Genomic DNA, 26,818 nt, shown 5'->3' on the forward strand with positions numbered 1-26,818 from the left:
TCCCCGCCGCATTCCTCGACTTTGCTGTCCCAGGGGTGGGGACGCCGTGCCAGAATCCCGGGCATGCCAGTGCGATTCCCGCGCCCCTTGCGCCCCGGTGACCGTATCGGCGTCACCGCTCCCTCCAGCGGTGTCCCGAAGGAGATGGGCGAACGGCTCCAGGTCGCCGTCCGTGAGGTGCGGGCGCGCGGTTACGAGGTGGTGGTCGGGGCCTGCATGGACGGCACCGGACACGTGAGCGCCCCGGCCGCCGACCGCGCGGACGAACTCATGGCGATGCTGGCCGATCCAGCCATCCACGCGGTCGTGCCGCCCTGGGGCGGGGAGACCGCCATCGACCTGGTCCCGTTCCTGGACTGGGACCGGCTACGGGCCGCGGAGCCGACGTGGCTCGTCGGGTTCTCGGACATCTCGACCCTGATGACCCCGCTGACCCTGCTCACCGGGACGGCGACGCTCCACGGCAACAACCTGATGGACACGCCGTACCGCGTGCCCGAGGGGCTGCTGTCGTGGCTGGACATAGTGGCGGCGCCTGCGGGCCACCGGTTCACTCAGCGTCCGCCAGGCAGGCACCGGACCACAGGATTCGACGACTTCGTCGGTGATCCGGAGGTCCGCGAGTTCACCCTCGACGCCCCGGGCCGGTGGACCCGGCTCGACGGCACCGGAGCGGTGGAGGCCGAGGGCCGACTGATCGGAGGCTGTATCGAGGCGCTGTGCCATCTGGCCGGCACGAAGTATCTCGACACTTCCGCCTTCGCCCGCGCCGAGGCTCCGGAAGGGCTCCTCGTGTACGTGGAGGACGCGGGCAGCGACGTCTTCAGCATCTGCCGGAGTCTGCACGGCATGCGTCTCGCCGGATTCTTCGACCACGCCAACGCGATCCTCGTGGGCCGCAGTAAGGCGCGCGACCACGGCTCCCTCAGTCACCGGGAGGCGATCCTCGACGCCCTCGGCTCGCTCGGAGTGCCTCTCATCGCCGACGTCGAATGCGGCCATGTCCCGCCGTACATGCCGATCGTCAACGGGGCACACGGCAGGGTCGTCCACTCTGCGCGCGGCGGTGAGTTGACACAGACCCTGGCCTGATCACCCCTCGACCGGCCGGTGGAGGAGGTGAGGTTTGGCTGGTCAATCCCAGGCGGCTGCCGGCTGGTGGACGCGGCCGCCCTTGTGGGGTACGAGGTTGTAGCCGCGAGCACCGCCGGGCAGGGCGGTGACACAGGCCGCGGAGCAGGCGTTGACCAGCAGGGGCAGTACGTCGGTGGCCACGCGCAGCGAGATCCACACCTGATGGAGTCCGCTCTGCTCGATCGGGCGGTCGCAGACACTACAGCCGTGGGTGACGGTGGCGCCCCAGCGCCGAGGGTCCAGGTTTCCTGGCTCGAGGTCCGCGACGGAGTCCAGGGAAGGCCGTAGCTGCGGGAACGGGGGTCGCAGCTTGTAGTTGCCGAACAACGCACGCGTGCTCACGGTGCTTTGGGTCAGGTTCGGGCATCGGGTGATCTCGTAGGGGAACCAGTGCAGCCGGTAGGAGGTGTACGGAGTGAACCTCTCCAAGCTGACCATGGCACCGATCTCGGGCGGGATCCGGACCAGATCGCTGCCGTAGAGCACGAAGTGCTTGACCGCCGTCAGTCGGGCGATGCTCGGTGGCAGGGTGATGATCTGCTGCCGCTCTTCCGGACTGAGTTGGGTCAGGGGGCGGAATTCTTCGCGCCCGTCGGCGGCGGCCTCGTCGATCAGCTCCAGCAAGTGGCGCCAGCCCGGAGCCGAGGTGTCCTGCCGCTCGCCGTGGAATCCGACTCGGGCTCGCGGCTGCGGCCGGGACTGACTGAAGCAAGAGCAGGTCCTCTGGCGGGGAACTCGTCGCTCCAGGGGCAGGTCCGATGTGTCGCCCCTGCGGTTCAGATGGAGCCCTGACTCCGCCTCGTCCGTCATGGCGCCAAGATACGGGCGTTGCCGCAGGGCGTCTTCAGGATTATCCGGGCGGGAGCACAGACGACACCCAACACCGAAGCGTCTGCAGTTTGCCGCGGGTACGGGAGCGCCCTGGGCTGCCTCAGTCGCCCGGCGACGGCTGTCGCGCTCTGCTGTCGAGCAACGGTCCCAGTTCCCGTGCCACGACCGTCAGGGCCCGGTCGTCACGTTCGGCCCTGGCGATCAGCAGGGCGCCCTCCAGCGCGCTGATCATGAGCGTGGCGAGTGGCTCGGCCTCGTCCGCCGGGACCCCCATGTCCGTCAGCGCCTCGGCCACTGGGCGCGTCCAGCGTGCGAACGCGTCGGCCGCGGCATCACGGGTGGAATCCGTGGACTGCGCACAGTCCACGGTCGCCGCGGCGACCGGGCAGCCCCCCTCGAAGCCGGACGCACGGTACTCGTCCGTCCACTGCTGGACCATCGCGGCGAACAGTCCACTGGGTGTGGGTTCGGACAGCGCCGCCATAAAGCGCGCCACGCGGCGGGCCGCGTACTGTCCGGCCCAGGCCACCGCCTCGTTGACCAGTTGTTCCTTGCCGCCCGGGAAGTAGTGCCGGAGAGAGCCGCGCGGAGCGTTCGCATGCGCGGCCACCTCCCGCATGCCTGTCGCCATGACGCCGTCGCGCCGGATCAACTGGGCCGCGCTGAAGACCATCCGCTCACGCGGCCCCCGCTCGGACACCCCCATTGCCGACCTCCCGCCTCACCGCCGATCACCTCACCCTATGCCCGTCGTCATAACCCTCGCTACTATGACAGCTGTCATAGCGGCATCGCGGAAGGCGGTCCATCGTGCATGTCGGCTTCATCGGTCTCGGGGTCATGGGACAGCCCATGGCGCTTCGCCTGGTCCGCTCCACGCCGTTGGTCGTCTGGAACCGCACCGCGGCCCGCGCTGAGCCGCTGCTCGCCGCCGGAGCCGAGGTGGCGGCGGAGCCGGACGAGGTGTTCGCCAAGGCCGATGCAGTGATCCTCATGCTGGCGGACGACCGGGCGATCGACTCCACCCTGGGCCGCGGCACCGCACGCTTCGCCGCTCGGGTGGCCGGACGCATCGTCGTCCACATGGGGACGACCTCTCCGGACTACTCCCGTGACCTGGAGACGGAGGTCCGCGCGGCCGGCGGTCAGTACGTCGAGGCCCCGGTCTCCGGTTCCCGAGTGCCCGCGGAGAACGGGCAGTTGGTGGCGATGCTCGCCGGGGAGGACTCCGCGGTGCGCCTGGTGCGGCCGTTGCTCGCCCCTCTGTGCCGCGAGACCTTCGTCTGCGGCCCCGCCCCGAACGCCCTGCTGATGAAGCTCTCGGTCAACCTGTTCCTGATCACGCTGGTGACCGGGCTCTCGGAGGCCTACCACTTCGCGGACCGCAACGGCCTGGACCGGCGTCAGTTCCTGGACGTGCTGGACGCCGGCCCCATGGCCAGCGCTGTGTCCAGGATGAAGGCCCCGAAGCTGCACGCCCGCGACTTCGATGTCCAGGCGGCGGCCCACGACGTCCTGAAGAACAACCGGCTGATCGCCGAGGCCGCCCGCACGACGGGCGTGGCCTCGCCGCTCCTGGACGTCTGCCACACACTGTTCGAGGAGACCGTGACGCTGGGGCACGGCGGTGAGGACATGGTGGCCGTCTTGCGCGCGATCGAGGCCCGATCGGCGCAGACATAGGCGGTCGCGCGCCGCGGCAGGGCAGAGGCATTTCCCCGGACGAAACGGCAGAGGAGTCTTTCAGCCCGGACAATACGGTCCGCCTCACCGACCAGTGCGACATCGACCCCGACCAGCTCGGCCGGAACGCCGCAGAGTCGATGACCGACGCCGTCAGCCTTCCTCGGCGGGCGAGTTTCGGGTCTCACGCAACCGCGCCTGCCGTGCCCCCACGGCCACAGCGGTGAGAGCTCCGGCGACGGCGAACGCTGCAGGGACCATCCACGGACGTGCCAGGCGGTACCCGGTCACATGGTCAAGGGAGAGTGTCCCGGGTCCGGTCAACGCGACAGCGGCGGCGGCCACGCCATAGACGGTGTTGAGTTCGTAGCCCCCTGCGTAGCCGAAGAACCCCTGCGGCAAGAGAACCGCGGCCGCCCCCACCATGCCGGCCGCTACCGCCGCACCGCCTGCGGGCGTGGCGAGACCAAGTCCCAGCAGGGCTCCGCCGCCGGCTTCCGCCACGCCGGCGGCGACCGCGCTCAACTTGCCGGGCTGGTAGCCGTGATCCTCCATGAATTTCGATGAGCTCTCGATGCCGGGCCCGCCGAACCAACCGAAGAGCTTCTGTGTGCCATGGGCGATCAGCGGGCTGCCCACTCCGAGACGAAGCAGCAGCAGCCCCATGTCTCGACGGGTCGCACACGTCATATCCGTACTCCAGCGGTGTCGCGGACGGATCTCCACCTCTTCAACCATCGCACGGCAGGCACTTCGGTGCCGTGCGACCGAAGGCCTCGAGCACGGTGCCGGTCCTGTTCCGGACGAAGACCCGCATGGTCGGCGCATCACCGAGGGGGCACGCACCCGGTCAATGCACTAGAGACCGCCGCGGTCATCTCCTGGGCGGGTCTGCGGGACGCTGTGCTCGCCGCGGTCTCGCTTACCACCGTCGGCCGACCTCGGCGCCTGAACGTCACGTTCGTGCTGGTTGCCGGGTCTGGTCTCGTCCAGGGCCTCGCCCGACCGATCGCGGCTTACGGGCTCGGTCTGAAGCGGCCCGGGATCCTGCCGGACGTCCAGGTCGAAGGTGTGCTCGTGGACGTCCTGGACGCCGCCTTCCTGACTCTCGTCATTCGGGTTGCTGTTCCCGCCGTCGGGCACGCCACCGTGCAGTTGGTGCGTGCCTTCGGTCGATGCGGCGAACTCGCCCACCAGCTGGGGGAGCAGGGCCACTTTGAAGCCTCCGCCAGAGGGCATCGCGACAGGTTGCGGCTCTGGTGGGCCGAGGCGCCGGGTGATCCAGGCGGCGGCCGGTTCGGTGTAGCGGGCGGTGAGTGGGCCGACGACGACGAGGATCAGCACGTAGGCGGTGGCGAGTGGGCCGAGGCCGGGTTCGATGCCGGTGGTGACGGCGAGTCCGGCGATGACGATGGAGAACTCGCCGCGTGCCACCAGAGCGCCTCCGGCACGCCAGCGGCCCTTGACCGAGATTCCGGACCGTTTGCCGGCCCAGTAGCCGGTGGCGATCTTTGTCAGGGCTGTGACGACGGCCAGCAGGAGGGCGGGCAGCAGCACGGGCGGGATGCTGGCCGGGTTGGTGTGCAGACCGAAGAAGACGAAGAAGACTGCGGCGAACAAGTCCCGCAGCGGGGCGAGCAGGTTGTGGGCGCCTTCGGCGACCTCACCCGACAGGGCGATGCCCACGAGGAAGGCGCCGACGGCGGCCGAGACCTGGAGTTGCTGCGCCAGCCCGGCGACCAGGAGCGTGAGGCCGAGGACGACCAGCAGCAGCTTCTCGGGGTCGTCGCTGGAGACGAAACGGGAGACGTGACGGCCGTAGCGCACGGCGGTGAGCAGGACGAGTCCGGCGACGCCGAGGGCGATGGCCAGGGTGATGCTGCCTGCCGCGAGTCCGGCCCCGGCCAGCAGGGCGGTGAGGATCGGCAGGTAGATGGCCATAGACAGGTCTTCCAGGACCAGGATGCTGAGAATGACGGGGGTTTCGCGGTTGCCGAGACGTCCGAGGTCGCCGAGGACCTTGGCGATGACACCGGAGGAGGAGATCCATGTGACCCCCGCCAGTACGACGGCGGCGACCGGACCCCAGCCGAGCAGCACGGCCATGGCGGCGCCGGGAAGGGCGTTCAGAGCGGCATCGACGAGGCCGGCCGGGTACTGGGTTTTCAGGTTGGAGACCAGATCACTGGCGGTGTACTCCAGGCCGAGCATGAGCAGCAGCAGGATCACGCCGATTTCGGCGCCGATCGCGACGAACTCCTCGCTGGTGCCCAGTGGCAGTACCCCGCCCTCGCCGAAGGCGAGCCCGGCCAGGAGGTACAGGGGGATGGGCGAGAACTTGAGCCGCCCGGCAAGCCTGCCGAGCAGACCCAGGGCGAGGATGATCGCGCCGAACTCGATCAGGAAGATGGCGGAGGAATGCATACCGCCTCACTCCCGACCGAGGATCGTGGCGGCCGCCTCCACACCCTCGCGGGTGCCGATCACGATCAGGGTGTCCCCGCCGGCCAGCCGAAAGTCCGGGGTCGGCGAGGGTATTGCCTGGGCAAGCCTCAGCACGGCCACGATGGACGCACCGGTCTCGGTCCGCATGCGCGTCTCGCCCAGGACACGTCCGTTCCAGTACGAGACCGCTGACAGCTCGATCCGCTCCGCCACGAGCCCCAGGTCAGTGGTGGACAGGAGATTCGGACTGTGATGGGAGGGCGCCAGCGCGTTGATCAGCGAGGCGGCCTCCGGCCCGGTGAGACGCAGCGACTGCGCGCACGCGTCCGGATCATCGGCCTGATAGACGTTCACCGTCCGGGCCCCGTCCCGATGCGCAATCACTGACAGCTGACGATGCTCCCGGGTCGTCAGGTCGTATCTGACACCGATTCCCGGCAAGGGCGTGGTGCTCATCCGCGAAGCAAACACAACCTCCCCCTCCTTGTTCGTTGCGACGATGGCGCGGGGCACAGCGGAACACTGACAGCCGGCGCGGCGGCGGACTCATGCTGCCATCCGTGCACAGGCCATGGATATGGGTGTCAGCACGGATGGACGCGGCACGCCCGCATCGGTCACAGTGGGGCGGGGCAGTGACGCCCGCCGCAGGTCAGAGCCGTGAAACGGGCCCATCGACGGTGGCGGCAGACAGCGGAGGTTAGGACCACCGGGAAGGAGCACACGAGCATGTCGTTGTACTGGAGGATCTTTCTCCTCAACGCCGTGGTGCTCGTCGCCGCGGCCCTGCTGCTCCTGGGGCCGGTCACCGTCTCCACCCCTGTGCTGTTCGGCGAGGCGGTGGTCCTGATCGCCGGACTGGTGGTCATGCTGATCGCGAACGCCGTCCTGCTGCGGATCGGACTGGCCCCGCTGGCCCGCCTGACCGGGGCCATGGCCACCGCCGATCTCCTCAAGCCCGGCAACCGCACGACCGTCACCGGATCCACCGAAGTCGTCAAGCTCACCCAGGCTTTCAACGCCATGCTCGCGCGGCTGGAAGCCGAACGGGCCACCAGCTCCGGCAGGGCCCTGTCCGCCCAGGAAGCCGAACGGCAGCGCATCGCCCAAGAACTCCACGACGAGGTCGGACAGACCCTCACCGCCGTCCTGCTCCAGCTCAAGCACGCCGCCGACCACGCCCCGCAGGACGTTCGCGCCGACCTCCAGCAGGCGCAGGAGACCACCCGCGCCGGACTCGACGAGATCCGCCGCATCGCCCGCCGTCTGCGCCCCGGTGTTCTTGAGGAACTCGGCCTCCACTCAGCCCTACGGGCACTGACGACCGAGTTCACGAGCCCCCGTCTGAGGGCGACCGCACACATCACTCCTGGTCTGCCATCCCTCGACCCGGCAACCGAACTCGTCCTCTACCGGATCACCCAGGAAGGACTCACGAACGCCGCCCGCCACGCCCGCGCCACCCGCGTCGAAGTCCACCTGCGCCCTCTGCCGGACGCCAAGGTGGAACTCCTGGTCCGCGACAACGGCCAAGGCATCGAGGCGGCGCCCGAAGGCGCCGGCATCAGCGGCATGCGGGAACGCGCGCTGCTCATCGGCGCCCACCTCGACATAGGCCAAGGTGATCATGGCGGAACCGAAGTACGCCTGCACGTAACCGGCAGCACGGCTGACGGCCGTCCTCAGGAGATGGCGCGATGAACGCACCGGCCCGCATCCTGCTCGCCGACGACCACGCCCTGGTCCGCCGCGGAGTCCGCCTCATCCTCGATGCCGAACACGATCTGACCGTCGTAGCCGAAGCCGCCGACGGAGCCGAAGCCATTGCCCAGGCCCGGGGCAACGACATCGACCTGGCCATCCTCGACATCGCCATGCCCCGCCAGACCGGCCTGCAAGCCGCCCGGGAGCTCTCCCGTGCCCTCCCCGACCTGCGCATCCTGATGCTGACGATGTACGACAACGAGCAGTACTTCTTCGAAGCGCTCAAGGCGGGAGCCTCCGGCTACGTCCCGAAGTCCGTCGCCGACCGCGACCTGATCGAAGCCTGCCGTGCGGCCCTGCGGGACGAGCCCTTCATCTACCCCGGCGCCGAGTCCGCTCTCATCCGTACCTATCTCGATCGCGTCAGAACTGGTGATCGTCTGCCCGTGCGGCCGATCACCGAACGCGAAGAGGAGATCCTCAAACTCGTCGCCGAGGGACATTCCTCGAAGGAGATCGCCGTTCTCCTCGTGATCAGCGTGAAGACGGTCGAACGCCACCGCGCCAATCTCCTCCAGAAACTCGGCCTGCGCGACCGCCTGGAGCTCACCCGCTACGCGATTCGCGTCGGCCTCATCGAACCCTGAGACCAACGGAGGTCATCCCAGGCCACCTCGTCCACATCCACTCGTCCACTCGTCCACTCGTGCACTCGTTCACCGGAGAGGATCCAGTCCTGACAGCGTTCGCCCTGCTCGTCGTGTTCTTCATCCTCGCCGTGCGCTACACACTCAAGGCGGCACGCCTGCGGGACATCCCGCGCTGGCGCCGGTTCCTGCCCACGGCACTTCTCCTGGTCGCAGCCGGCGCGAGCCTGCTGCGAGCCGTCGACATCCCCGAACCCGCCCAACTGATCGCCTTCCCCTGCAACATCGCGGCCATCGCTCTGGCCGGGAGAGAGATCAGAGCAAGCGATGGCGACAGGCTGTAGGTACGCGGGTCGCGGCCCCGGATCCATCCGCCGATCGGCTCGGTCACCTGTCCCCGTGTGAGGGAGACGGCATTGCAGACGTGAGCCGCCATCAGGCTGCGGCGGCGAGCTCGGCCGGGGGAGCGGTCTGTGCGTTGCCGCTCAGCCCTCACCGATCGTCCGGAGGGCTTCGTCCCAGACGTCGCCGCCGTCAGCCCAGGTCCACAGCCATGGACGCAGTGAGGAAGCCGCGTAGCGCAGACCGTCGTGCGGTTCCTGCCCCCGGTCGGGGTCCCAGCCGTCGGCGTCGTAGAGCAGTACCGGGTTCGTCGGCGGCGGCAGTGCGGCGGGCAGGATGGGTCACGCGGCAGGAGCCTAGTGCGAGACGCTGCCGGCCTCAGCCTTGACCAAGCCGACCGCGGCGACCAGGCCCACGCGACGCCGGGCATCAGAGTGGCGAGGGCCTCGGCGAGCGTCCACACCACCGACCCGCTGACGTGCCTCAGCAAAGCCTGACCGTCGGGTTCGACGAGGTTGTGTCGCGTCCTCCTCGTTCGGGGGATCTTGCGTGTCACGGCACCAGGATGTGTCCACCTGGCCGCGAGACTTGCAAGATCAATAGCCCACCCACCGAAGGATCCCTCATGGCGGACGAGCTGTATGCGACCTTGAAGACCAACAAGGGCGATGTCGTGGTCCGGCTGTTGCCCAACCACGCCCCCAAGACCGTCAAGAACTTCGTGGAACTCGCCACGGGCGAACGGCAGTGGATCAACCCGAACACAGGCCAGCCCACCAACGCACCGCTGTACGACGGCACCGTCTTCCACCGGGTCATCGAGGGCTTCATGATTCAGGGCGGCGACCCCCTGGGCAACGGAACGGGTGGGCCCGGGTACAAGTTCGCCGACGAGTTCCACCCGGACCTGGCCTTCACCAAGCCCTACCTGCTGGCCATGGCGAACGCCGGACCCGGCACCAACGGCTCCCAGTTCTTCATCACCGTCGGAGCGACCGCCTGGCTCACCGGCAAGCACACCATCTTCGGCGAGGTCACCGACGGTGCCAGCCAGAGGGTCGTCGACGGCATCGCCACCACCGGGACAAACCCCCGCAACGACCGCCCCTTGGAGGACGTCGTGATCGAGAAGGTCGTGGTCGAAACCCGCTGACACCAGCCGGTGACGCCCCCTCCCCGAAGCCGGGTGAGCGACAGCTCACCACTTCCTCGGGGCGGGGCGGCGACTTGTGACAAGTCCGGTAGTGATCATTGGCCGGGCGACGGGCCGGTCAGGGGATCCAATGATCGTTTCAGGATTCTCTACTAGGCGAACGCGTTACGAGCCTTGCGGGAGTCGCTGGGCGGCCTCGGCAGGGGTGTCGTAGTAGCCGGGCCGCGCCAGCAGGACCGAGCTGAAGAAGTAGCCCTGCTCTTCCTCGGGTTCGTCGTCGGCCGCGAAGGGGCGCCAGAAGCCGAGGAGCAGGTCGGGGGCGGTGAAGGATGCCGGGGCGTCGGGGTCTGCATCGATCGGGGTGTGCTCGGCCATGCGTCGCACCAGTTCGCGGGCCGGGGTCGCGAAGATGTCCAGGCCTTGAAAGGTGACGCGGTCTGTCTGTGTCGACGGCCTTCCGAGCTCAACGGCTTCGAGCCGTTCGCGGGTGCACTGGATGCTGATCATCAGTCCACTGGGGCGGAAAACGTGCTGACCCGGCTTGTCGGACTCCGATATCGCGGAGGGATCGCGGAGGGAGTCCAGTGCGGTGTCGGCCGATTGGCGGGGCATACCGATCCGCAACGGACCGACGCCGATCGGTGGGGCAAGGTCGAAGTCCATGCAGGCATGATCCCAAACAGGCAAATCCACGCGTCGTGGGGAGCCGTCCGAGCCATCGGACTCGGGTGGACGGGGTCGTGGGAACGACGCTGCGGGGTGGAGGCCGGGCGGCGAGGTCGCCTGGCATTGTGGCTGTCATGAGTGTTGAAAAACCCGTTGAAGCGTCAGCTGATGAGGACCTGCGACCGTGTGATTACTGCGGTCACCAGGCCTTGATCGACTCGGTCGACGAGTACGACTGCCCCGTGTGCGGCGAGGCGCCTGAGGATCAGCCGGCCGTGACTGGCCTGGGTTAGCAGGAGGCACCGCCGGCCTCGTCCTCCACACCGCCGGGAACTACCGAGGGTCGGTGCGAGCAGGTTCGGGGAACATCGACGACTTCGTGAGGGGCGAGCCCTTCAGACACGGAGTGTTCGCGAGCACGTCCGTCGTGCCGGAGCCCTTCACGTAGGAGACGAAGACAGTGAATTCCCCCGATTTGCCAGGGGATGTGTATCGCCTTCTGTGGTCGTGAATGTGCCATCCGCCCATGGTCCAACCCTGCTGCTGGAGGCCGGCTCGGACATCCGGGCCAACGTCCGGAGATCCCACACCCTGAAGGAGCGACATGGTTACCGTGTGCCTCGCGGTGCCCGGAACCCGGCAATCAGGAGCGGACTCCACTGCGGGAAGCACTGCCCCGAGCGGGCTCGGTCCTGACTTCCACGCGGCCGTGGTCACCTTGAGCAACAGCTCGTGGAGTCGCTCATCCGCTTGGTCGAGTGTGGTGGCCGAAGCCAACGACTGCGTGGTGACCGAAGTCAAAGACTGTGCGGTGGCGGTGGCGGTGGCGGTGGCGGAGGAGGGGTGAGCGCTGGAGGAGCTTGAGGGGGAGGTATGCGAGTCCGAGCAGGCTGTGGCCAAGGCAAGAGTTCCAAGAGCGGCACACATGGATACGCGACGTCGACGCACGGTTTCCCCTAGAAGATCGCAAAGAGGGCCGATGGTATCTCCAGAGGTCCGGCCGGGCCATGGGGGCTTCCTGGGTCCCTCCGAGGCGGACCATCGCCAGGCGAACACAGCGGTCACCCGCGTCAGTGGGTGACATGGTCGATGGTCGAGTGCCGCAGGTCCTCGGCGTCGTCGAACATGACCTCGACACCCCCTCGCCACGACGGCAGTTGCGGGCGATCCGGTCGACGCGACTGCTATGCGGCAGGCGAGTCTGATGGGCGCTGGATGTCCAGGACGACCGCCGTTCCAGCGACGGTCCGGTCTTCGTGCATGGTGATCACTTGACCGGGTTGAAGCTGCTGCCACTTCGACGGAGAGAGCGGGGCGAGACGCACCGTGGCCTGCCCTCCAGGCTCCATGACGGGCGCGAACTCCACCCAAAGGCGGGCGATGCAGAGGTCGGGTTCGCCTGTCGGGGTTCTCTCGCCGATGTCCCACATCGGTCGCAGGACGCCGGCTCCAGAGAAGGGTGTCTGTCGGCGGCCCTCGTGGGCCGGTCCAAGAGCGAGATCTGCTCGGATGACGCCATTGCGGGGACATCCATGCGTCGATTCTGGACGATGCCCATCAGGGAGTGCCTCGGGTTATCGGGCCCCCGGGTCGGCGACAGACAGGACAGGTACACCGGCCCAGGACCGTGCCCGGACCCGCGCTCCCATCGTCACAGCTGCGCCCGGTCGCCCAGGCCGCAGGCCCAGAGCAGCTGACTACTGGCGGCAAGTTGGGACCATGTACCTGGACCGGCAGCGTTGTCTGTGCCACGTCCCAAGTGCTTTCTCGTAGCAGGAGGGCACCTTCACTCCGACCTCGGATCGGGGCGTGTCAGTGGCTGGTGACAGGATCCAGGGGTGCTGATCAAGGGATACGACGACGGCCCGCTGGTTGCAGGCGAGTCACTGCCGGCCCGTCCGGGCTTCTGGTCGAACTACCTCATGATGTGCTGCGACGGGGCTAGTGCCACACGTCCCGTTCCGGAGTGGTTCGGCGATGACGGCGCCGATACCGACGCCTTGTCCGAGGTCCTCTTCGATCCCGAACGCTGGCCGGTGTTCCGGGTACCGGCTGAAGACGGTCCCGGAGCTGTAGTGATCTACCGCAATCTGGTCGGCGACTACGGCATTGACTACCTCCTCACTCATCCGGGCCGGAGCCACGCCCGGCAGGTCGCCAGCTGGGAAGAAGAGCTGTCGGGGACCGGGCTGATGTGGGATGAACTGGTCCGCCTTGCCGACAGTCCGTCCCCTGGGGCCGAAGGTGTCGAGGATACGGCCGCCCGCCTCCTCCTGCTCCTCCCCCTCCTTGCCGACTCTGAAGTGCCAGAGCCGGCGCCGGTAAGGCTCAGTGCCGCTCTGACTTCGGTGGGGGCGCCTCAAGACACCGCCTTCAGTACGGCGGAGCATCTGCTTGCACACCTGACAAGAAGATCGCACCACGATCCCACTTGGGCATCTCCGCTGAGCGGTAGCTGAAGAACCGCCTCGACGCTTGCAGCGCCGGAACCTGGAGATCGAGGTCAGGACGTCCGACGGCAGGCGGTGTCTGATGGAGTCGGGAATGATCTTCGCCCGGCAGATCCGCCGGACGGGCAGGATCCGTCGTTGCCGGTGGTGACGGCACGCCTCGGGACCGCGGTCCGCGCAGCCGTGGCCCCGCTGCCTGTACGGGCAGCGGGGCCACGGCCTTGCAGCCCCCATGGGAGGCGCACGGTGAGCTGGACACCGGCCCAGGCCGTTCGCGGGTTTCCTGGGCGTCTCCGGCATGTGGGCCTCGACCGCGGCATTCACCGCTGCCGAGGCCCGTACGCCGTCTGCCACCGAGCGGTTCGCAGCCCTGGCCGAACAAACCGCTGCCCGCCTGGTCTGTGGCCGTGGGCAAGGAGCTGTCATCGGTGCAGTGCGTAGTGTTGTGAGCGGGCGTTGCCGGGACCTGCCCTAGAAGGTCAGGTTCCAGGCGTCGATCTTGCCCGTGTCGGAGGCGGCGTTGTCGTTGACGCGCAGCTTCCAGGTGCCGTTCGCGACCTCCGAGGAGGCGTTCACGGTGTAGGTCTGGGCGATGTTGTCGGTGCTGCCGCCGGCGTGGTTGTGCAGCGTGTAGACGGTGCCGTCCGGCGCCACCAGGTCGACCTTCAGGTCACCGATGTAGGTGTGCTTGATGTCCACACCCACCTTGAGGGTGGCCGGGGCGTTGCCGGTCACGCCGGTTACGGCGATCGGGCTCTCCACGGTCGCGTTGTCGTTGATGGCGAAGTCCGCGAGGCTCTCGAAGTACTTGCCGGGCGGCGGGGTGGTCCCGACGGCCTTGAGGGCGTCGACCTGTCCTTCGCCGAAGAACGAGTTGTCGGCCGTCGTACCCGTGCAGCGGCTGTCCGAGGGGCAGGCGATGTCGTTGGCCTGGGCGGCCAGCTTGGCGCGGATCTGCGCCGGGGTGATGCCCGGGTTGGCGCTGGCGATGAGTGCCGCCACGCCGACCACGTGCGGGGTGGCCATCGAGGTGCCGCTCTTGCTGCCGTAGCCGCCGCCGGGGACGGTGGAGTACACGTTGCTGCCCGGCGCCGCGACGTCGATGACGTTCTGCCCGTAGTTGGAGAACGAGGCCTTGGTGACGCCCGTGCCGTTGGCCGCGACCGTGACCACGCCCGGCAGCTCGGTCGGGATGTCGAGGCAGGCGTTGGTGATCGTGCGGGTGACCGGCGTCGAGTCGTTCGGGCTCGCGGAGTCGGTTGTCTTGTGGGCGAGGTCGTAGTTCTCGTTGCCCGCTGCGGCGATCTGGAGGGAGCCCTTGCCCTCCGCGTACTCCTGGGCGCGCTTGACGCCCTCGATGATGGCGGCCTGGTCGATGTTGTCCGGGCAGTTGAACTGCCACGGGTCCGTGTAGTAGCTGTTGTTGGTGACCTTGAAGCCGTGGTCACCGGCCCAGACGAAGCCGCAGATGGTGTTCTCGGCGAAGAAGAAGGAGTTGCCCGGCTCGGCGACCCGGACCGCGGCGATCTTCACCCCGGGGGCCACGCCGACGACGCCCTTGCCGTTCTTGGCCGCGGCGATGGTGCCCGCTACGTGGGTGCCGTGCGTGTCGACGTCCCGCCAGGCGCCGACACGGGTGTCTGGCTTGCCGTAGGCGCAGGAGACCGAGTCGGCCGCGTCGAAGTTGGGCGCCAGGTCCTGGTGCTGGTCGTCCACACCGGTGTCCAGGATGCCGACCGTGACGGAAGCGGAGCCCGGGTTCACGGCCCAGGCCTGGTCGGCCTTGATCTGGCTCATGTCGGCCCGGACCGGTTCTCCGGCCGGGGTCGAGGCCTGGGCCGGATTGGCCGGGAGCGCCGGGTTGTAGGCGTCGGCCGGCACGTCCGAGGTGCGCGTTGCGCCGACCTGCTGGACACCGGCGACGCCTCGCATGGTGGCGGCGAATCCGCTGGACGCCGAGTGGGCGACGATCACGCCGATCGCGTCGAAGTTGGAGAAGACGGTGCCTCCGTTGGCCGCGATCGCGGAGCGGACCGCCGAACTGTCACCGGGGGCGGTGATCACGAGATAGGCACGCGTGCCGGCCACCCAGGCCGCACTCTGGGAAGCCGGCACGGCGGCCGGAGCGTGGGCCTTGGCGGCCGGCGCGGGGGAGGGGCCGACGGGAAGCGTGCCCGCGAGGGCGCCCGGGGCGCCGAACGCGAGGGCGGCGCCGAGCGTGGCCGCCAGGACCAGCGTGCGTCTAGGCCGGCTGGATATGTGGGGTATCAATGCGTCCTCCGGAGACGGCCCAGCCGTGCTGATGGCACCGACGGGGCCGTACGAAACGAGTGGTGGATGCAAGATGTCAGGTGCATGCTCCCGCGCGGAAGTACCTTTCCGTACAGGGGCGTTACAGGGGAATGGCTGAAAAAAGACGCACTCCGGGCGTCGGGGGGTTGGGATCCATCGCGAGCTCGACGACGTCGACGGCGCCCTGGCGTATTCCGCGGACCGGGTGCCGGCCATCGACGGGGTGGACCGACTGCGGGCGTAGTGGCTGACTGAGGTGCGCCCCGCAGGTCGGTGACGAGCCCGCCGACAAGCAGGCCGTGCTGCTGCCCAGCCGCCGGCCCACCCTCGAGGGTGGGCCGGCGGCTGGCATGTGCGGTCCTCCGCGGGACGGAGCCCAGCGTCCGGAACCCGTGCCACTTGGGCTCCACGGCGCCGACCGGCCGCAGAGCCACCGCAGCCTGACTGCTTCCCCCGTGTCGGGCACCGACAGGGTTGCGGGGAAGGCGGTGACATCCCTCACGTGCCCGGTTTCCGTCAACGTGCCGCGATAGTACGTGGCGTGTGGCGGAAATAAGTGGATCTGGCATATGGAAGCAGGCATACGGGGCATCTCGGCCGGGTTCACCGGCCTGGGCCACCTGCCTCGATGCGCGGGACCGTCTCAGCCGCCCTTCTGACGGAGTGTGAGGCGCCGTCGGCGTCCGGCGCGGCGGCCCGGCACAATCCCGGGCCGGATTCAAAGGTGCCCGCATCTACTAGGCGAGGTAGTGGAAGCCCCCGTTGTCTCACCCTCCTGAGGCTTTTAACAATGACGGCCCCGCAAGGCGTCCCCGAAGGCCAAGCGCAGTGTCTGTGCGCAACCAAGCCCGCCGGAGGCGCAAGGAGAGTCGACCGAACGAGGTCCGCATGAGGAACCACCGGAAGCACGGCAGGAAGACGCGCCGCCGGCCCATAGTCGTCGCCGTCCTGGCGATGGGGGCGGTGGCGGTGCCGTCAGCCGCGATGGCGTGCATGGGCGACGAAGGAGCCGAGGCCGGCACCGCCACGTCCTCCCGTCCCTGGACGGACGGGAGGAAGACGTCCTGGGACGAACGCCGGACGGACGGGAGAAAGGGGTCCTGGGGCGGGCACCGGGGACGGCACGTCCGGACCACGAAGCCCACGGTGACGGCTTCGTCCTCGGCCTCTCCGACGACCTCTCCCAGGACCGAGGCACCCGCTCCGAAGAAGTCCAAGGCGCCCGTCTCGAAGGCGACCACCCCGCCGGCCCCGAAGGTGACCGCCGTGCCCCCTTCGACGAAGACCGCGGCACCCAAGCCGCGTACCACTGCGGCTCCCGCCGCAGGCACGGCGACCCCCGCGTCCGCCGCCGTAGCCCGCGTGGTCGCACTGGTGAACAGCGAGCGAGCCAAGGCCGGTTGCTCCCCGGTCACCCTGAACACGAAGCTCTCTCAGGCCGCCCAGGCCCACAGCGCCGACATGGCGAGCCACAACACCATGTCGCACACCGGTTCCGACGGGTCCGACCCGGGACAGCGGATCACGAGCGCGGGCTACCTCTGGAGCACCTACGGCGAGAACGTGGCGTACGGGTACTCCACGCCCGAGCAGGTCATGGCGGGCTGGATGGCCAGCGCCGGCCACAAGCGCAACATCCTGGACTGCGGCTTCAAGGAGATCGGCGTGGGGGTGGCCCAGCCCGGCAACTACTGGACGCAGGACTTCGGCACGGCCCGCTGACCTTCAAGGGGCCCACGCCCGGCACGGCCCGCCGACAATCCTGCCGGCTGCGGCCCCTCCGCTCGGTCCGGAGGGGCCGCGGTCGGCGTGCGTGCAGTTCTGTCCAGAGCGCAGGAACTGCGCGAGCCCGGGTCGCCGACGAAGAAGTGACTTGAGGGCCCCGATGCTGGGCACAGAAAGACCCCGCTGGTCGTGGTCTACGGCGACAGCGTTTCAAGGGAGTCGTCCGTCGCGGCCGGCCGGCGTAAGCGGTTCGGCAGCGGCCTGGCCCTGGTCGGCCAGGACAACCTCCGCCGCCTCGTGCTCCGGCCCTCAAGCCCCTCGTACTGGAGGGATCAGTGGTGGCTCCACTTCGCTCCGGTGCGAGGAGGCTACGTGTTCACGATGCCGTCGGTGGTGTGCAGCCCGCAGGCGATGCGCCTGCCTGCGTCGCGCTCGGGTTCGTCGTCCCACATCGGCGCCATCGGCTCATCCGCTCTTCGTGCAGCGGCTGCACTCGCAGGGCGGGAACGCGACTACGACTTCGACCGCGTTTCCAGGAGCGGACCGGACGCGGTTTCTGACGCCCACTTCGACTCCTCACCCGCCCGTCCTCGGCGTGTCTCCGGCGCGAGCCGATTGTGGCGGGATGCTGTTGCGCTATGTGCATTGAGTTTTGTATTGCACAACAAAATGGACGGCTCGGAGTGCCCGCTGGATGCCTTGACAAGGGTTCTGGTCGACCTCAAACTGGCGTTGCGCTTATCGCAATCCGTTTCGCTATACGCACCGAGGTGTCATGATGATTCCCGCGTGCCGTCTCGCGGATCTCCCGCGAGGAGAGGCCCACCGGCTCGACACAGATCCGCCGGTCTCGGTGTTCCACACCGACGAAGGCGAACTCTTCGCCATCGACGACACCTGCACCCACCAGGACGCCTCGCTCGCCGACGGCTGGCTGGAGGGCTGCGAGGTGGAATGCCCCCTGCACGCCTCGAAGTTCGACCTCAGGACCGGTGCGGTCGACTCCCCGCCGGCCAAGCTCGCGGTCCGGACCCACGAGGTCGTCGTGGAGGAAGGCGTGATCCAGGTCCGGTTGTCCGCGGCCGCCCCCAACCCGCCGCCCTGCGTCGCAGCCCGGCTCGCCGGCGGACCCGGGTGAGGACCGTCGCCGTGGTCGGCGCCTCGCTGGCCGGTCTGTCGGCGGCGCGCTCTCTGCGGAGGCAGGGCTTTGACGGGCGGCTGGTCGTCATCGGTGACGAACTCCACCGCCCGTACGACAGGCCCCCGCTGTCCAAGGAGTTCCTGGCCGGCACCCTCGGCGAGGCGGATCTCGCGCTGGAGACGGACGACGAGGACCTGCGGGCTCAGTGGCTGCTGGGCGCCCGCGCGACCGGACTCGACCGTGCCGAGCGCGCCGTCCGGCTCGCCGACGGGCGGGAGGTCCGCGCCGACGGCATCGTCATCGCGACCGGCGCGGTGGCGCGTACCCTGCCGGGATCCGGAAGCCTGGCCGGGGTGCACACCCTGCGCACCCTGGACGACGCCCGCGCCCTGCGGGAGGAACTGGCGAGCGGCGGACGGCTGGTGGTGATCGGCGGCGGCTTCATCGGTGCCGAGGTCGCCTCCACCGCACACGCCCTCGGGCTGGACGTGACGATCGTCGAGGCGGCCCCCACTCCGCTGGCCGGACCGATCGGCGCGGCCATGGGCGGCATCGTCTCCACCCTCCATGGGGACCACGGTGTAAGGCTGTTGTGCGGCGTGGGGGTCAAGGGGCTGAGGGGGGACGAGCGAAGCGGGACGAGGGTTTCCCCGGACGGAGCCCGGGGGAGGGTGGACGCCGTCCTGCTCGAGGACGGCCGCAGCATCTCCGCCGACATCGTCGTCGTGGGTGTGGGCGCACGCCCGTGCGTCGAGTGGCTTGAAGGATCCGGCGTCGAACTCGACAACGGCGTCAAGTGCGGCGCCGACGGCCGTACCAGCCTGGCCGGCGTGGTCGCGGTCGGTGACTGCGCCAACTGGTACGACCCCCGCGCGGGCGCCCACCGCCGCGTTGAGCACTGGACCGGTGCGCGTGAGCGTCCCGACGCCGCCGTCGCCACACTGCTGGCGGGCGGTGCGGTGGAACCGGGTGTGCCCCGGCCGCCGTACTTCTGGTCCGACCAGTACGGCGTGAAGATCCAGTTCGCCGGCTACGCGGCGGCGGCCGACAGTGTGGCCATCGAGGCGGGCACCGCGGACGACCGCGACGTCCTGGCCGTCTACCGGCGCGCCGGAGTTCCGGTCGCCGTGCTCGGGATGAACCAGCCCCGGCTGTTCACCCGTTGGCGCAAGCAGCTCGCCGCCGCGGGCTCTTGACGCGGCCTCTGAGTCATTTCCCGCTGCGGTCATACATGGCATGCAGCGTTGCTCCATGCACAACGCTGTCCGGAGTCGTCCTCCGGGCGCGTGAATGGCCCCTCCACGACGTTTCCCGAGGAGTGCACCGTGACCTCGACCAGCCTGCCGGACAGTCTGATCGCCACCCTCCCCGGCTCCTCCTACAAGGATCCGGGGATCTTCGCCCAGGAACAGGAGCACATCTTCGAGACGATGTGGTTCTGCGCCGTGCGTTCCTCGGAGCTGACGAAACCCGGTGCCTTCCGGACCGTGGAGGTCGGCCGCGAGAGCATCCTGATCACGCGGGCGCGGGACAACTCCGTACGCGCCTTCTTCAACGTCTGCCGGCACCGCGGCGCCAAGCTCCGCACCGAGGAGTCCGGCGAGGTCAAGCGTGCCTTCCAGTGCCCGTACCACGCCTGGACCTACGACCTGGACGGCAGGCTCGTCGCGGCGCCCAACCTCACGAAGATGCCCGACGTCGGCCGCACCGAGTTCGGCCTGGTGAGCGTAGCCACCCGCGAATGGCTCGGCTACGTCTGGGTCTGCCTGGCAGAGAACCCGCCCTCCTTCGAGGACGACGTCGTCGGAGAGGTCGTCGGCCGGCTCGGCGACGCGGAGTCGATCGAGCACTACGACATCGGCGGCCTCGCGGTCGGTAAGCGGATCGTCTACGACGTCAAGGCGAACTGGAAGCTCATCATCGAGAACTTCATGGAGTGCTACCACTGCGCCACGATCCACCCCGAACTCACCGAGGTGCTCCCCGAGTTCGCCGACGGCTACGCTGCTCAGTACTACGTGGGCCACGGCGCCGAGTTCGGTGCGGAGGTCCAGGGCTTCACCGTCGACGGCTCGGAGGGCCTGGACCGCATACCCGGAGTGTCCGACGACCAGGACCGTCGCTACTACGCGATCACCGTCAAACCGCAGGTCTTCATCAACCTCGTCCCCGACCACGTGATCTTCCACCGGATGTACCCGGTGGCCGTCGACCGCACGATCGTCGAGTGCGACTGGCTCTATCTTCCGAACGTCGTCGAGAGCGGCAAGGACGTCAGCCGGTCCGTGGAGCTCTTCGACCGGGTCAACCGCCAGGACTTCGACGCGTGCGAGCGCACGCAGCCAGGGATGAGCTCCCGGATGTACGCCAAGGGCGGGGTGCTGGTGCCCAGCGAACACCACATCGGTGCCTTCCACGACTGGGTGAACAGGCGACTCGGTGCTCCCCGGCCGTAGCCGGGCGGATCAGCCCAGGTAACCCATCCGATGGCTGATCTCCTCCGCGCCCTTGACCAGCACCGGGGCGAGTTCGTGCAGGCGCTCCTCGGTGAACCGGTACGCGGGTCCGGAGGCACTGAGTGCCGCGATGACCTCGCCGTGCCGGTCACGCACCGGCGCGGCCATGGCGTGGAGCCCGACCTCCAGCTCCTCCAGGGTCCAGGCGTAGCCGCGCGCCCGGGCCTCGGCGAGGTTCTTCTCCAGCTTCGTCTTCGAGGTCAGGGTGTGCGGGGTGACCTTCTTCAGGCCGGCCTCGGCCAGCAGCGCGGCGCGCTCCTTGGCGGACAGATGCGCCAGCAGGACCTTGCCGCTGGAGGTGGCGTGCAGCGGGGTCAGCTGGCCGACCCAGTTGTGCGCGGTCACGGCCCCCGGGCCGCGCACCTGGTAGAGGTTGATCGCGTAGTGCTCCTGCATCACGGCGACGTTGACGGTCTCGCCGATCTCCTCGGCGAGCCGCTCGCAGACCTGGCGGCTCTGTTCGGTGACGTCGATGCGCCCCGTGGCCGCACCTGCCAGGCGTACGATGCCGAAGCCGAGGCGGTACTTGCCGCGCTCACCCGCCTGCTCCACCAGACCACGTGCCTCCAGGGCGCCGAGCAGTCGGAACGCGGTCGACTTGTGGACATCGATCTCGGCGGCCACTTCGCTGACGCCGGCCTCGCCACGCTGGGCCAGGATCTCCAGCACGCTGATGGCGCGGTCGACGGACTGCACTCCGCCGGACTGCGGACCTGTGGTTTCACTGTCTGGGCCGTAGTTGCTCACAACGAAACTATACGCGTAGTAAACAACAGCGGTGCAAGCGACGGCAGGGGAACGCGGACTCCACAAGTTGCGTTGTTCGCAACCTGGTGCGTATAGAGATACTCGTACTAGCATGCCCCGCGTATCTACGGCGCGAGCGAGACGAGACGCTATGGCTCCCCTGAAATACGATTTCGTCATCGTCGGCGGTGGATCCGCCGGCAGCGCACTGGCGAACCGGCTCTCCGCCGACCCGGGCAACCAGGTGCTCGTTCTGGAAGCGGGCCGGGCCGACCATCCGTGGGACGTCTTCATCCACATGCCCGCGGCGCTGACCTATCCGATCGGCAACCGCTTCTACGACTGGAAGTACGCGTCCGAACCCGAGCCGCACATGGGCGGCCGGCGCATCCATCACGCGCGCGGCAAGGTGCTCGGCGGTTCCAGCAGTATCAACGGCATGATCTTCCAGCGCGGCAACCCCATGGACTACGAGCGCTGGGCGGCCGGCGCCGGCATGGAGTCCTGGGACTACGCGCACTGTCTGCCGTACTTCAAGCGGATGGAGAATTGTCTCGCGGCCGACCCCGACGACGAGTTCCGCGGCCACGACGGCCCGCTCGTCCTCGAACGCGGACCCGCCTCCAACCCGTTGTTCACCGCTTTCCTCAAGGCCGTCCAGGAGGCGGGCCACCCCCGCACCGACGACGTCAACGGCTATCGGCAGGAAGGCTTCGCCCCGTTCGACCGCAACGTCAGCCGCGGCCGCCGGCTGTCCGCCTCGAAGGCGTACCTCAAGCCCGTGAGGAAGCGGCCCAACCTCACCGTCACCACGCGCGCCCTGGTCACCCGCGTCCTCTTCGAGGGCAGGAAGGCTGTCGGCGTCGAGTACCGGCGCCGCGGCAAGGTCCAGCAGGTGCGCGCCCGCGAGGTCATCCTCTGCGGCGGCGCGATCAACTCCCCGCAGTTGCTCCAGCTCTCCGGAGTCGGCAACGCCGAGGAACTGGGCGCGCTCGGCATCGACGTCGTCCACGACCTTCCCGGCGTCGGCGAGAACTTGCAGGACCACCTGGAGGTGTACATCCAGTACGCCTGCAAGCAACCCGTCTCCGTGCAGCCGTACATGGCGAAGTGGCGCGCGCCCTTCATCGGCCTGCAATGGCTCTTCCGCAAGGGCCCCGCCTCGACCAACCATTTCGAGGCCGGCGGCTTCGCCCGCAGCAACGAGGACGTGGACTACCCCAACCTGATGTTCCACTTCCTGCCGGTCGCGGTCCGCTACGACGGCTCCTCGCCGGCCGGGGGCCACGGCTATCAGGTGCACGTCGGGCCCATGTACTCCGACGCCATCGGCTCGGTGAAGATCAAGAGCAAGGACCCGCGGGAACACCCGGCGCTGCGCTTCAACTACCTGTCCACCGAGCAGGACCGCCGCGAGTGGGTCGAGTCGATCCGGGTGGCCCGCGAGCTCCTCAACCAGCCGGCCATGGCCCCGTACAACGACGGTGAGATCTCACCCGGCCCGTCCGTGGCGAGCGAGGAGGAGATCCTCGCCTGGGTCGCCACGGAGGGCGAGACCGCCCTGCACCCTTCCTGTACCTGCAAGATGGGGACCGACGCGATGTCCGTCGTCGACCCCACGAGCATGCGTGTGCACGGCGTGGAGGGGCTGCGTGTCGTCGACGCGTCGGTCATGCCCTACGTCACCAACGGCAACATCTACGCGCCGGTCATGATGATCGCGGAGAAGGCGGCCGACCTCATCCTCGGCAAGGAGCCGCTGCCCCCCTCCAAGGTCGCCTACCACCGGCACCGGGACGCCCGGAAGCAGGGCGGGTAGCCCTTGGACGGCGCACACCTCAGGACACTGCTGTCCAGCGTCCGTTACGAGGTGCTGCCCGCGAAGACGACCGAGGACGAGGTCCTCGCCCATGTCCCGCGCGACGTCGTCATCACCGTGACGGCGTCTCCGGTCAAGGGCCTGGATCCGACGCTCGACCTCGCCGACCGGCTGGCGGCGCACGGTTACCGCGTCGTGCCGCACGTGCCCGCGCGGCTGCTGAGGGACGGCGCGCATCTGGAGGACGTCGTCGACCGGCTCCGGGAGACGGGTGTCGACGACGTCTTCGTCCCGGCCGGCGACGCCGATCCGCCGGCCGGGGCCTACGACGGGGCGCTGCCGGTGCTGCGTGCGCTGAGCGAGCTGGGTGGTCCGTTCGCGCGCGTCGGCATCACCGGCTATCCCGAGAGCCATCCGTTCATCCACGACGACCTCACCATCCAGGCCATGTGGGACAAGCGCGCGCACGCCACTTACATCGTGAGCAACCTCTGCTTCGATCCGCGCGTGCTGGGTGACTGGGTCGGCCGCGTACGGCGCCGCGGCGTCACCCTGCCCGTCCACGTGGGCGTCGCGGGGCCCGTGCAGCGGGCGAAGCTGCTCGCCGTGGCGACGAAGATCGGGGTGGGGGAGTCGACACGCTTCCTCACCCGGCACACTTCGTGGTTCCTGCGGTTCGCGATCCCTGGCGGCTACTCGCCGGACCGGCTGCTCGCCCGCGGTGGGAAGGCGCTGACCCGGTCCTCGGCCGGGGTGGCGGGCCTACACGTGTTCACGTTCAACCAGATCGCCGAGACCGAACAGTGGCGCCGCACGCTGCTGGACCGGTCGGGCGGCTGAGGCGATCGCCGGAGCGGGTCACCTCCGGATCACCTCGTCCGGGAGGACGTCCGGGTTCGCATACGACGGAGGCGGGGCCGGAGTCCGGCCCCGCCCCTCAAGCCGTACTGCTCAGCGGAAGACGACCGTGCGGTTGCCGTCCACCATCACGCGGCTCTCGCTGTGCCACTTCACCGCGTGCGCGAGTACCTGTGCCTCCACGTCCCATCCGACCGTGACCAGGTCCCGGGGGCCGAGCGAGTGGTCCACCCGGACCACGTCCTGCTCGATGATCTGCCCCTCGTCCAGGTCCGGTGTCACGTAATGCGCCGTCGCCCCCACGAGCTTCACACCGCGGGCGTGGGCCTGTTCGTACGGGCGGGCGCCCTTGAAGCTGGGCAGGAAGGAGTGGTGGATGTTGATGGCGCGGCCCTCGAACCGCTTGCACACGTCGTCGGAGAGAACCTGCATGTAGCGGGCCAGCACCACGAGATCGATGTCCAGCTCGCGCACCAGCTCCAGCAGGCGCGCCTCTGCCTCGGCCCTGGTGTCCCGGGTGACCGGGATGTGGTGGAAGGGGACACCGTACGTTTCGGCCAGACTCTCGAAGTCCCGGTGGTTGGAGACGATCGCCGGGATCTCGATGTTGAGGGCTCCGGTACGCCGGCGGAAGAGCAGATCGTTCAGGCAGTGGCCGAACCTGGACACCATGATCAGCGTCCGGGTCGGGGTCGAGGCCTCGCTCAGGGTCCAGGCGATGCGGTGGGCATCGGCGACGGGACCGAATCGGTAACGCAGAGTTTCCGCGTTCGTGTCGGGGTCGGAGACGTCGAAGTGGACCCTCATGAAGAAGCGGCCATGGAGCCGGTCGTCGAACTGCCGGCTCTCCAGGATGTTGCCCGAGTTCCTGACGAGGAAGCCGCTCACGGCGTGAACCAGGCCGGCGCTGTTCGGACACGAGAGGGTGAGGACGTATTCACGGCCAGGTTGCGATCGAGGGGACATGCGCGGCCTCCGTCGGTGCGTATCGCACAACTCGGTGAGCAATGCGCAACATGGTTGGGCGCGACGACATCATCGGTCAAGAGAGAAGGGCCGACGGCCTCTTGTGGAATCGTCATCAGCCAACCCCTTGACGTAGGTCTGCGCTGTTCGCCATGGTGTTCCACCACAAGCAATGGGATGCACGATGCGCAACGCGTAACGGCTGAAGGGCTTGGGGAGTGGCAGACCTGTACGTGGCCGGGGAATGGCGCGACGCGGTGGCCGGCGGGCGCCGGGAGATTCGCTGTCCCGCCGATGGCGCGCTCGTCGCGACCGTGTCCGAGGGGACGCGCCCGGATAGCGAGGCGGCGATCGCCGCGGCCCGACGGGCTTTCGACGAAGGCCCCTGGCCGCACACCCCCGAGCGGGAGCGCGGTGCGCTGCTCCAGCGCACGGCCGACCTCATCGAGCGCGACGCCAAGGAGTTCGCCCGCGCCGAGTCGCTGGACACCGGCAAGCGGCTGGTGGAGAGCGAGTACGACATCGCCGACGTCGTCTCCTGTCTCCGCTACTACGGCGGGATCGGGGGCAGGGACGCCGGCCGGGTGATCGACACCGGCCGTGATGACGCCGTCAGCCGTGTCGTCCATGAACCGATAGGCGTGTGCGGACTCATCACCCCCTGGAACTACCCACTGTTGCAAGCCAGTTGGAAGGTCGCCCCGGCGCTCCTCGCGGGCAACGCGATCGTCCTCAAGCCCAGTGAGCTCACCCCCTCCACCTCGATCCTGCTGATGCGGGCACTGGAGGAGGCCGGGCTCCCGGCCGGCGCCGCCAATCTCGTCCTGGGAACGGGCCCCGAGGTGGGCGCACCGCTCTCCGAGGACCCGGCCGTCGACATGGTCTCCTTCACCGGAGGCCTGGAGACCGGCAAGCGCATCATGGCCACCGCCGCCGCGACCGTGAAGAAGGTCGCGCTGGAACTCGGCGGCAAGAACCCCAACGTGGTCTTCGCCGACGCCGACTTCGAGACGGCCGTCGACTTCGCCCTCACGGCCGTCTTCCTGCACTCGGGCCAGGTCTGCTCGGCAGGCGCCCGGCTGATCGTCGAGGACGCGATTCATGACGCCCTGGTCGACGAGGTCGTCCGCCGCGCCCGGCGGATCCGGCTGGGCGGGCCCTTCGACCCCGAGGCCGAGACCGGCGCCCTGATCTCCGAGCGGCACCGGGAGAAGGTCGAGGCGTACGTCGCTGCCGGCCTCGCCGAGGGCGCCGTACTGCGCTGCGGCGGTGAACGGCCCGGCGATCCCGCTCTCGCGGACGGCTACTACTACCCGCCGACCGTGCTCGACGCGTGCACGCAGGACATGCGGGTCGTGCACGAGGAGTCCTTCGGACCCGTGCTGACCGTCGAGCGCTTCACCGACGAGGACGACGCCGTACGCATCGCCAACGACACCGAGTACGGACTCGCCGGAGCCGTCTGGACCCAGGACGCCGGGAAGGCCCAGCGGGTCGCCCGGCGACTGCGCCACGGCACGGTGTGGATCAACGACTACCACCCCTACGTGCCGCAAGCGGAATGGGGTGGCTTCGGGCGCTCAGGCGTGGGCAGGGAGCTGGGACCGACCGGCCTGGACGAGTACCGAGAGACCAAGCACATCTGGCAGAACATCCAACCCCGGCCGCAGCACTGGTTCCGCGGCTGAACGCCGAAGAG

22 protein-coding genes and 2 pseudogenes are annotated in these 26,818 nt (G+C 68.8%); 14 read left to right on the forward strand and 10 right to left on the reverse strand.

Annotation, left to right across the window (positions count from 1 at the left end; translation table 11 throughout):
* The first annotated feature begins 63 nt into the window (after positions 1-63).
* On the forward strand, positions 64-1,092 hold the full coding sequence (locus tag IO36_RS39520) for a S66 family peptidase (RefSeq protein ID WP_037627858.1): 1,029 nt from the start codon (positions 64-66) through the stop codon (positions 1,090-1,092).
* Between the two features lie 42 nt (positions 1,093-1,134).
* On the opposite strand, the gene IO36_RS39525 is transcribed toward IO36_RS39520, so the two are convergent.
* Both IO36_RS39525 and IO36_RS39530 read right to left on the reverse strand, forming a co-directional pair.
* Entirely contained in the window at positions 1,135-1,944 is an 810-nt protein-coding gene (locus tag IO36_RS39525; protein ID WP_245173654.1) for a leucine-rich repeat domain-containing protein, read from the reverse strand.
* 121 nt (positions 1,945-2,065) lie between these two features.
* Positions 2,066-2,671, reverse strand: a complete 606-nt coding sequence (locus IO36_RS39530) for a TetR/AcrR family transcriptional regulator (protein ID WP_037627861.1) — start codon at positions 2,669-2,671, stop codon at positions 2,066-2,068.
* 104 nt (positions 2,672-2,775) lie between these two features.
* On the opposite strand from IO36_RS39530, the gene IO36_RS39535 reads away from it, so the two are divergent.
* Positions 2,776-3,648, forward strand: coding sequence for an NAD(P)-dependent oxidoreductase (locus tag IO36_RS39535; protein WP_037627863.1), 873 nt, complete (start codon positions 2,776-2,778; stop codon positions 3,646-3,648).
* A gap of 153 nt (positions 3,649-3,801) precedes the next feature.
* Here the strand turns inward: IO36_RS39535 and IO36_RS39540 are convergent, their stop codons facing one another.
* The 3 genes and pseudogenes from IO36_RS39540 to IO36_RS39550 all read right to left on the reverse strand — a co-directional run bounded on the left by IO36_RS39540 (position 3,802) and on the right by IO36_RS39550 (position 6,549).
* Entirely contained in the window at positions 3,802-4,338 is a 537-nt protein-coding gene (locus IO36_RS39540; RefSeq protein ID WP_037627865.1) for a DoxX family membrane protein, read from the reverse strand.
* A 552-nt stretch (positions 4,339-4,890) separates the two neighbouring features.
* Positions 4,891-6,072, reverse strand: a pseudogene (locus IO36_RS39545) (cation:proton antiporter); the annotation flags it as partial.
* Positions 6,073-6,078: 6 nt separating this feature from the next.
* Positions 6,079-6,549, reverse strand: a complete 471-nt coding sequence (locus IO36_RS39550) for a cation:proton antiporter regulatory subunit (RefSeq protein WP_037628017.1) — start codon at positions 6,547-6,549, stop codon at positions 6,079-6,081.
* 273 nt (positions 6,550-6,822) lie between these two features.
* Here IO36_RS39550 and IO36_RS39555 point away from each other — a divergent pair, with 273 nt between their 5' ends.
* The 4 genes from IO36_RS39555 to IO36_RS39575 all read left to right on the forward strand — a co-directional run bounded on the left by IO36_RS39555 (position 6,823) and on the right by IO36_RS39575 (position 9,939).
* Positions 6,823-7,794, forward strand: coding sequence for a sensor histidine kinase (locus IO36_RS39555; RefSeq protein ID WP_037627868.1), 972 nt, complete (start codon positions 6,823-6,825; stop codon positions 7,792-7,794).
* A complete protein-coding gene (locus IO36_RS39560) occupies positions 7,791-8,444 on the forward strand; it encodes a response regulator transcription factor (protein WP_037627871.1) in 654 nt (217 codons plus the stop codon). Before IO36_RS39555 ends, IO36_RS39560 begins: the two co-directional genes overlap by 4 nt.
* A gap of 59 nt (positions 8,445-8,503) precedes the next feature.
* Positions 8,504-8,788 carry a hypothetical protein gene (locus IO36_RS39565; RefSeq protein WP_245173655.1) on the forward strand — a complete coding sequence of 95 codons (285 nt, stop codon included), beginning with the start codon at positions 8,504-8,506 and terminating at the stop codon, positions 8,786-8,788.
* A 623-nt stretch (positions 8,789-9,411) separates the two neighbouring features.
* A complete protein-coding gene (locus IO36_RS39575; protein WP_037627875.1) occupies positions 9,412-9,939 on the forward strand; it encodes a peptidylprolyl isomerase in 528 nt (175 codons plus the stop codon).
* A gap of 165 nt (positions 9,940-10,104) precedes the next feature.
* Here the strand turns inward: IO36_RS39575 and IO36_RS39580 are convergent, their stop codons facing one another.
* Positions 10,105-10,446 carry a hypothetical protein gene (locus tag IO36_RS39580; protein WP_245173656.1) on the reverse strand — a complete coding sequence of 114 codons (342 nt, stop codon included), beginning with the start codon at positions 10,444-10,446 and terminating at the stop codon, positions 10,105-10,107.
* A 1,343-nt stretch (positions 10,447-11,789) separates the two neighbouring features.
* Positions 11,790-12,128, reverse strand: a pseudogene (locus IO36_RS48790) (hypothetical protein); the annotation flags it as partial.
* A 315-nt stretch (positions 12,129-12,443) separates the two neighbouring features.
* Here IO36_RS48790 and IO36_RS39590 point away from each other — a divergent pair.
* A complete protein-coding gene (locus tag IO36_RS39590; protein ID WP_037627879.1) occupies positions 12,444-13,064 on the forward strand; it encodes a hypothetical protein in 621 nt (206 codons plus the stop codon).
* A 462-nt stretch (positions 13,065-13,526) separates the two neighbouring features.
* Here the strand turns inward: IO36_RS39590 and IO36_RS39595 are convergent, their stop codons facing one another.
* Positions 13,527-15,326, reverse strand: coding sequence for a S8 family peptidase (locus tag IO36_RS39595; RefSeq protein ID WP_209441337.1), 1,800 nt, complete (start codon positions 15,324-15,326; stop codon positions 13,527-13,529).
* Between the two features lie 909 nt (positions 15,327-16,235).
* Here IO36_RS39595 and IO36_RS43955 point away from each other — a divergent pair.
* From IO36_RS43955 to IO36_RS39620, 4 genes are all read left to right on the forward strand, one after another.
* Complete coding sequence (locus tag IO36_RS43955; protein ID WP_037627881.1) at positions 16,236-17,069, forward strand: CAP domain-containing protein; 834 nt, start codon at positions 16,236-16,238, stop codon at positions 17,067-17,069.
* Between the two features lie 778 nt (positions 17,070-17,847).
* Positions 17,848-18,210, forward strand: a complete 363-nt coding sequence (locus IO36_RS39610; RefSeq protein WP_037627883.1) for a bifunctional 3-phenylpropionate/cinnamic acid dioxygenase ferredoxin subunit — start codon at positions 17,848-17,850, stop codon at positions 18,208-18,210.
* Positions 18,207-19,409: an NAD(P)/FAD-dependent oxidoreductase gene (locus IO36_RS39615; protein ID WP_209441338.1), complete on the forward strand. Its 1,203-nt coding sequence runs from the start codon at positions 18,207-18,209 to the stop codon at positions 19,407-19,409. Before IO36_RS39610 ends, IO36_RS39615 begins: the two co-directional genes overlap by 4 nt.
* A 129-nt stretch (positions 19,410-19,538) precedes the next feature.
* Positions 19,539-20,669, forward strand: a complete 1,131-nt coding sequence (locus IO36_RS39620) for an aromatic ring-hydroxylating oxygenase subunit alpha (protein WP_037627885.1) — start codon at positions 19,539-19,541, stop codon at positions 20,667-20,669.
* 9 nt (positions 20,670-20,678) lie between these two features.
* Here the strand turns inward: IO36_RS39620 and IO36_RS39625 are convergent, their stop codons facing one another.
* A complete protein-coding gene (locus IO36_RS39625; RefSeq protein ID WP_037627887.1) occupies positions 20,679-21,425 on the reverse strand; it encodes an IclR family transcriptional regulator in 747 nt (248 codons plus the stop codon).
* A 202-nt stretch (positions 21,426-21,627) separates the two neighbouring features.
* Between IO36_RS39625 and betA the strand changes: the two genes are divergently transcribed.
* Together betA and IO36_RS39635 are read left to right on the forward strand one after the other, a co-directional pair.
* Entirely contained in the window at positions 21,628-23,295 is a 1,668-nt protein-coding gene (gene betA / locus IO36_RS39630; RefSeq protein ID WP_037627890.1) for a choline dehydrogenase, read from the forward strand.
* Positions 23,296-23,298: 3 nt separating this feature from the next.
* Positions 23,299-24,135: a methylenetetrahydrofolate reductase gene (locus IO36_RS39635; protein ID WP_037627892.1), complete on the forward strand. Its 837-nt coding sequence runs from the start codon at positions 23,299-23,301 to the stop codon at positions 24,133-24,135.
* A gap of 111 nt (positions 24,136-24,246) precedes the next feature.
* Here the strand turns inward: IO36_RS39635 and purU are convergent, their stop codons facing one another.
* Positions 24,247-25,119, reverse strand: a complete 873-nt coding sequence (gene purU, locus IO36_RS39640; protein ID WP_037627894.1) for a formyltetrahydrofolate deformylase — start codon at positions 25,117-25,119, stop codon at positions 24,247-24,249.
* 218 nt (positions 25,120-25,337) lie between these two features.
* Between purU and IO36_RS39645 the strand changes: the two genes are divergently transcribed.
* On the forward strand, positions 25,338-26,807 hold the full coding sequence (locus tag IO36_RS39645; protein WP_037627897.1) for an aldehyde dehydrogenase family protein: 1,470 nt from the start codon (positions 25,338-25,340) through the stop codon (positions 26,805-26,807).
* Positions 26,808-26,818 lie beyond the last annotated feature (11 nt).

It is taken from the genome of Streptomyces aureus, assembly GCF_000725495.1.
Lineage (GTDB): Bacteria > Actinomycetota > Actinomycetes > Streptomycetales > Streptomycetaceae > Streptomyces > Streptomyces aureus_B.

Bases quoted from the DNA above. Each gene is read 5' to 3' on its own strand.
- IO36_RS39520 (WP_037627858.1), top strand. From the start codon at position 64: ATGCCAGTGCGATTCCCGCGCCCCTTGCGCCCCGGTGACCGTATCGGC.
- IO36_RS39525 (WP_245173654.1), bottom strand. From the start codon at position 1,944: ATGACGGACGAGGCGGAGTCAGGGCTCCATCTGAACCGCAGGGGCGAC.
- IO36_RS39530 (WP_037627861.1), bottom strand. From the start codon at position 2,671: ATGGGGGTGTCCGAGCGGGGGCCGCGTGAGCGGATGGTCTTCAGCGCG.
- IO36_RS39540 (WP_037627865.1), bottom strand. From the start codon at position 4,338: ATGACGTGTGCGACCCGTCGAGACATGGGGCTGCTGCTGCTTCGTCTC.
- IO36_RS39550 (WP_037628017.1), bottom strand. From the start codon at position 6,549: ATGAGCACCACGCCCTTGCCGGGAATCGGTGTCAGATACGACCTGACG.
- IO36_RS39555 (WP_037627868.1), top strand. From the start codon at position 6,823: ATGTCGTTGTACTGGAGGATCTTTCTCCTCAACGCCGTGGTGCTCGTC.
- IO36_RS39560 (WP_037627871.1), top strand. From the start codon at position 7,791: ATGAACGCACCGGCCCGCATCCTGCTCGCCGACGACCACGCCCTGGTC.
- IO36_RS39575 (WP_037627875.1), top strand. From the start codon at position 9,412: ATGGCGGACGAGCTGTATGCGACCTTGAAGACCAACAAGGGCGATGTC.
- IO36_RS39580 (WP_245173656.1), bottom strand. From the start codon at position 10,446: ATGATCAGCATCCAGTGCACCCGCGAACGGCTCGAAGCCGTTGAGCTC.
- IO36_RS43955 (WP_037627881.1), top strand. From the start codon at position 16,236: ATGAGGAACCACCGGAAGCACGGCAGGAAGACGCGCCGCCGGCCCATA.
- IO36_RS39610 (WP_037627883.1), top strand. From the start codon at position 17,848: ATGATGATTCCCGCGTGCCGTCTCGCGGATCTCCCGCGAGGAGAGGCC.
- betA (WP_037627890.1), top strand. From the start codon at position 21,628: ATGGCTCCCCTGAAATACGATTTCGTCATCGTCGGCGGTGGATCCGCC.
- purU (WP_037627894.1), bottom strand. From the start codon at position 25,119: ATGTCCCCTCGATCGCAACCTGGCCGTGAATACGTCCTCACCCTCTCG.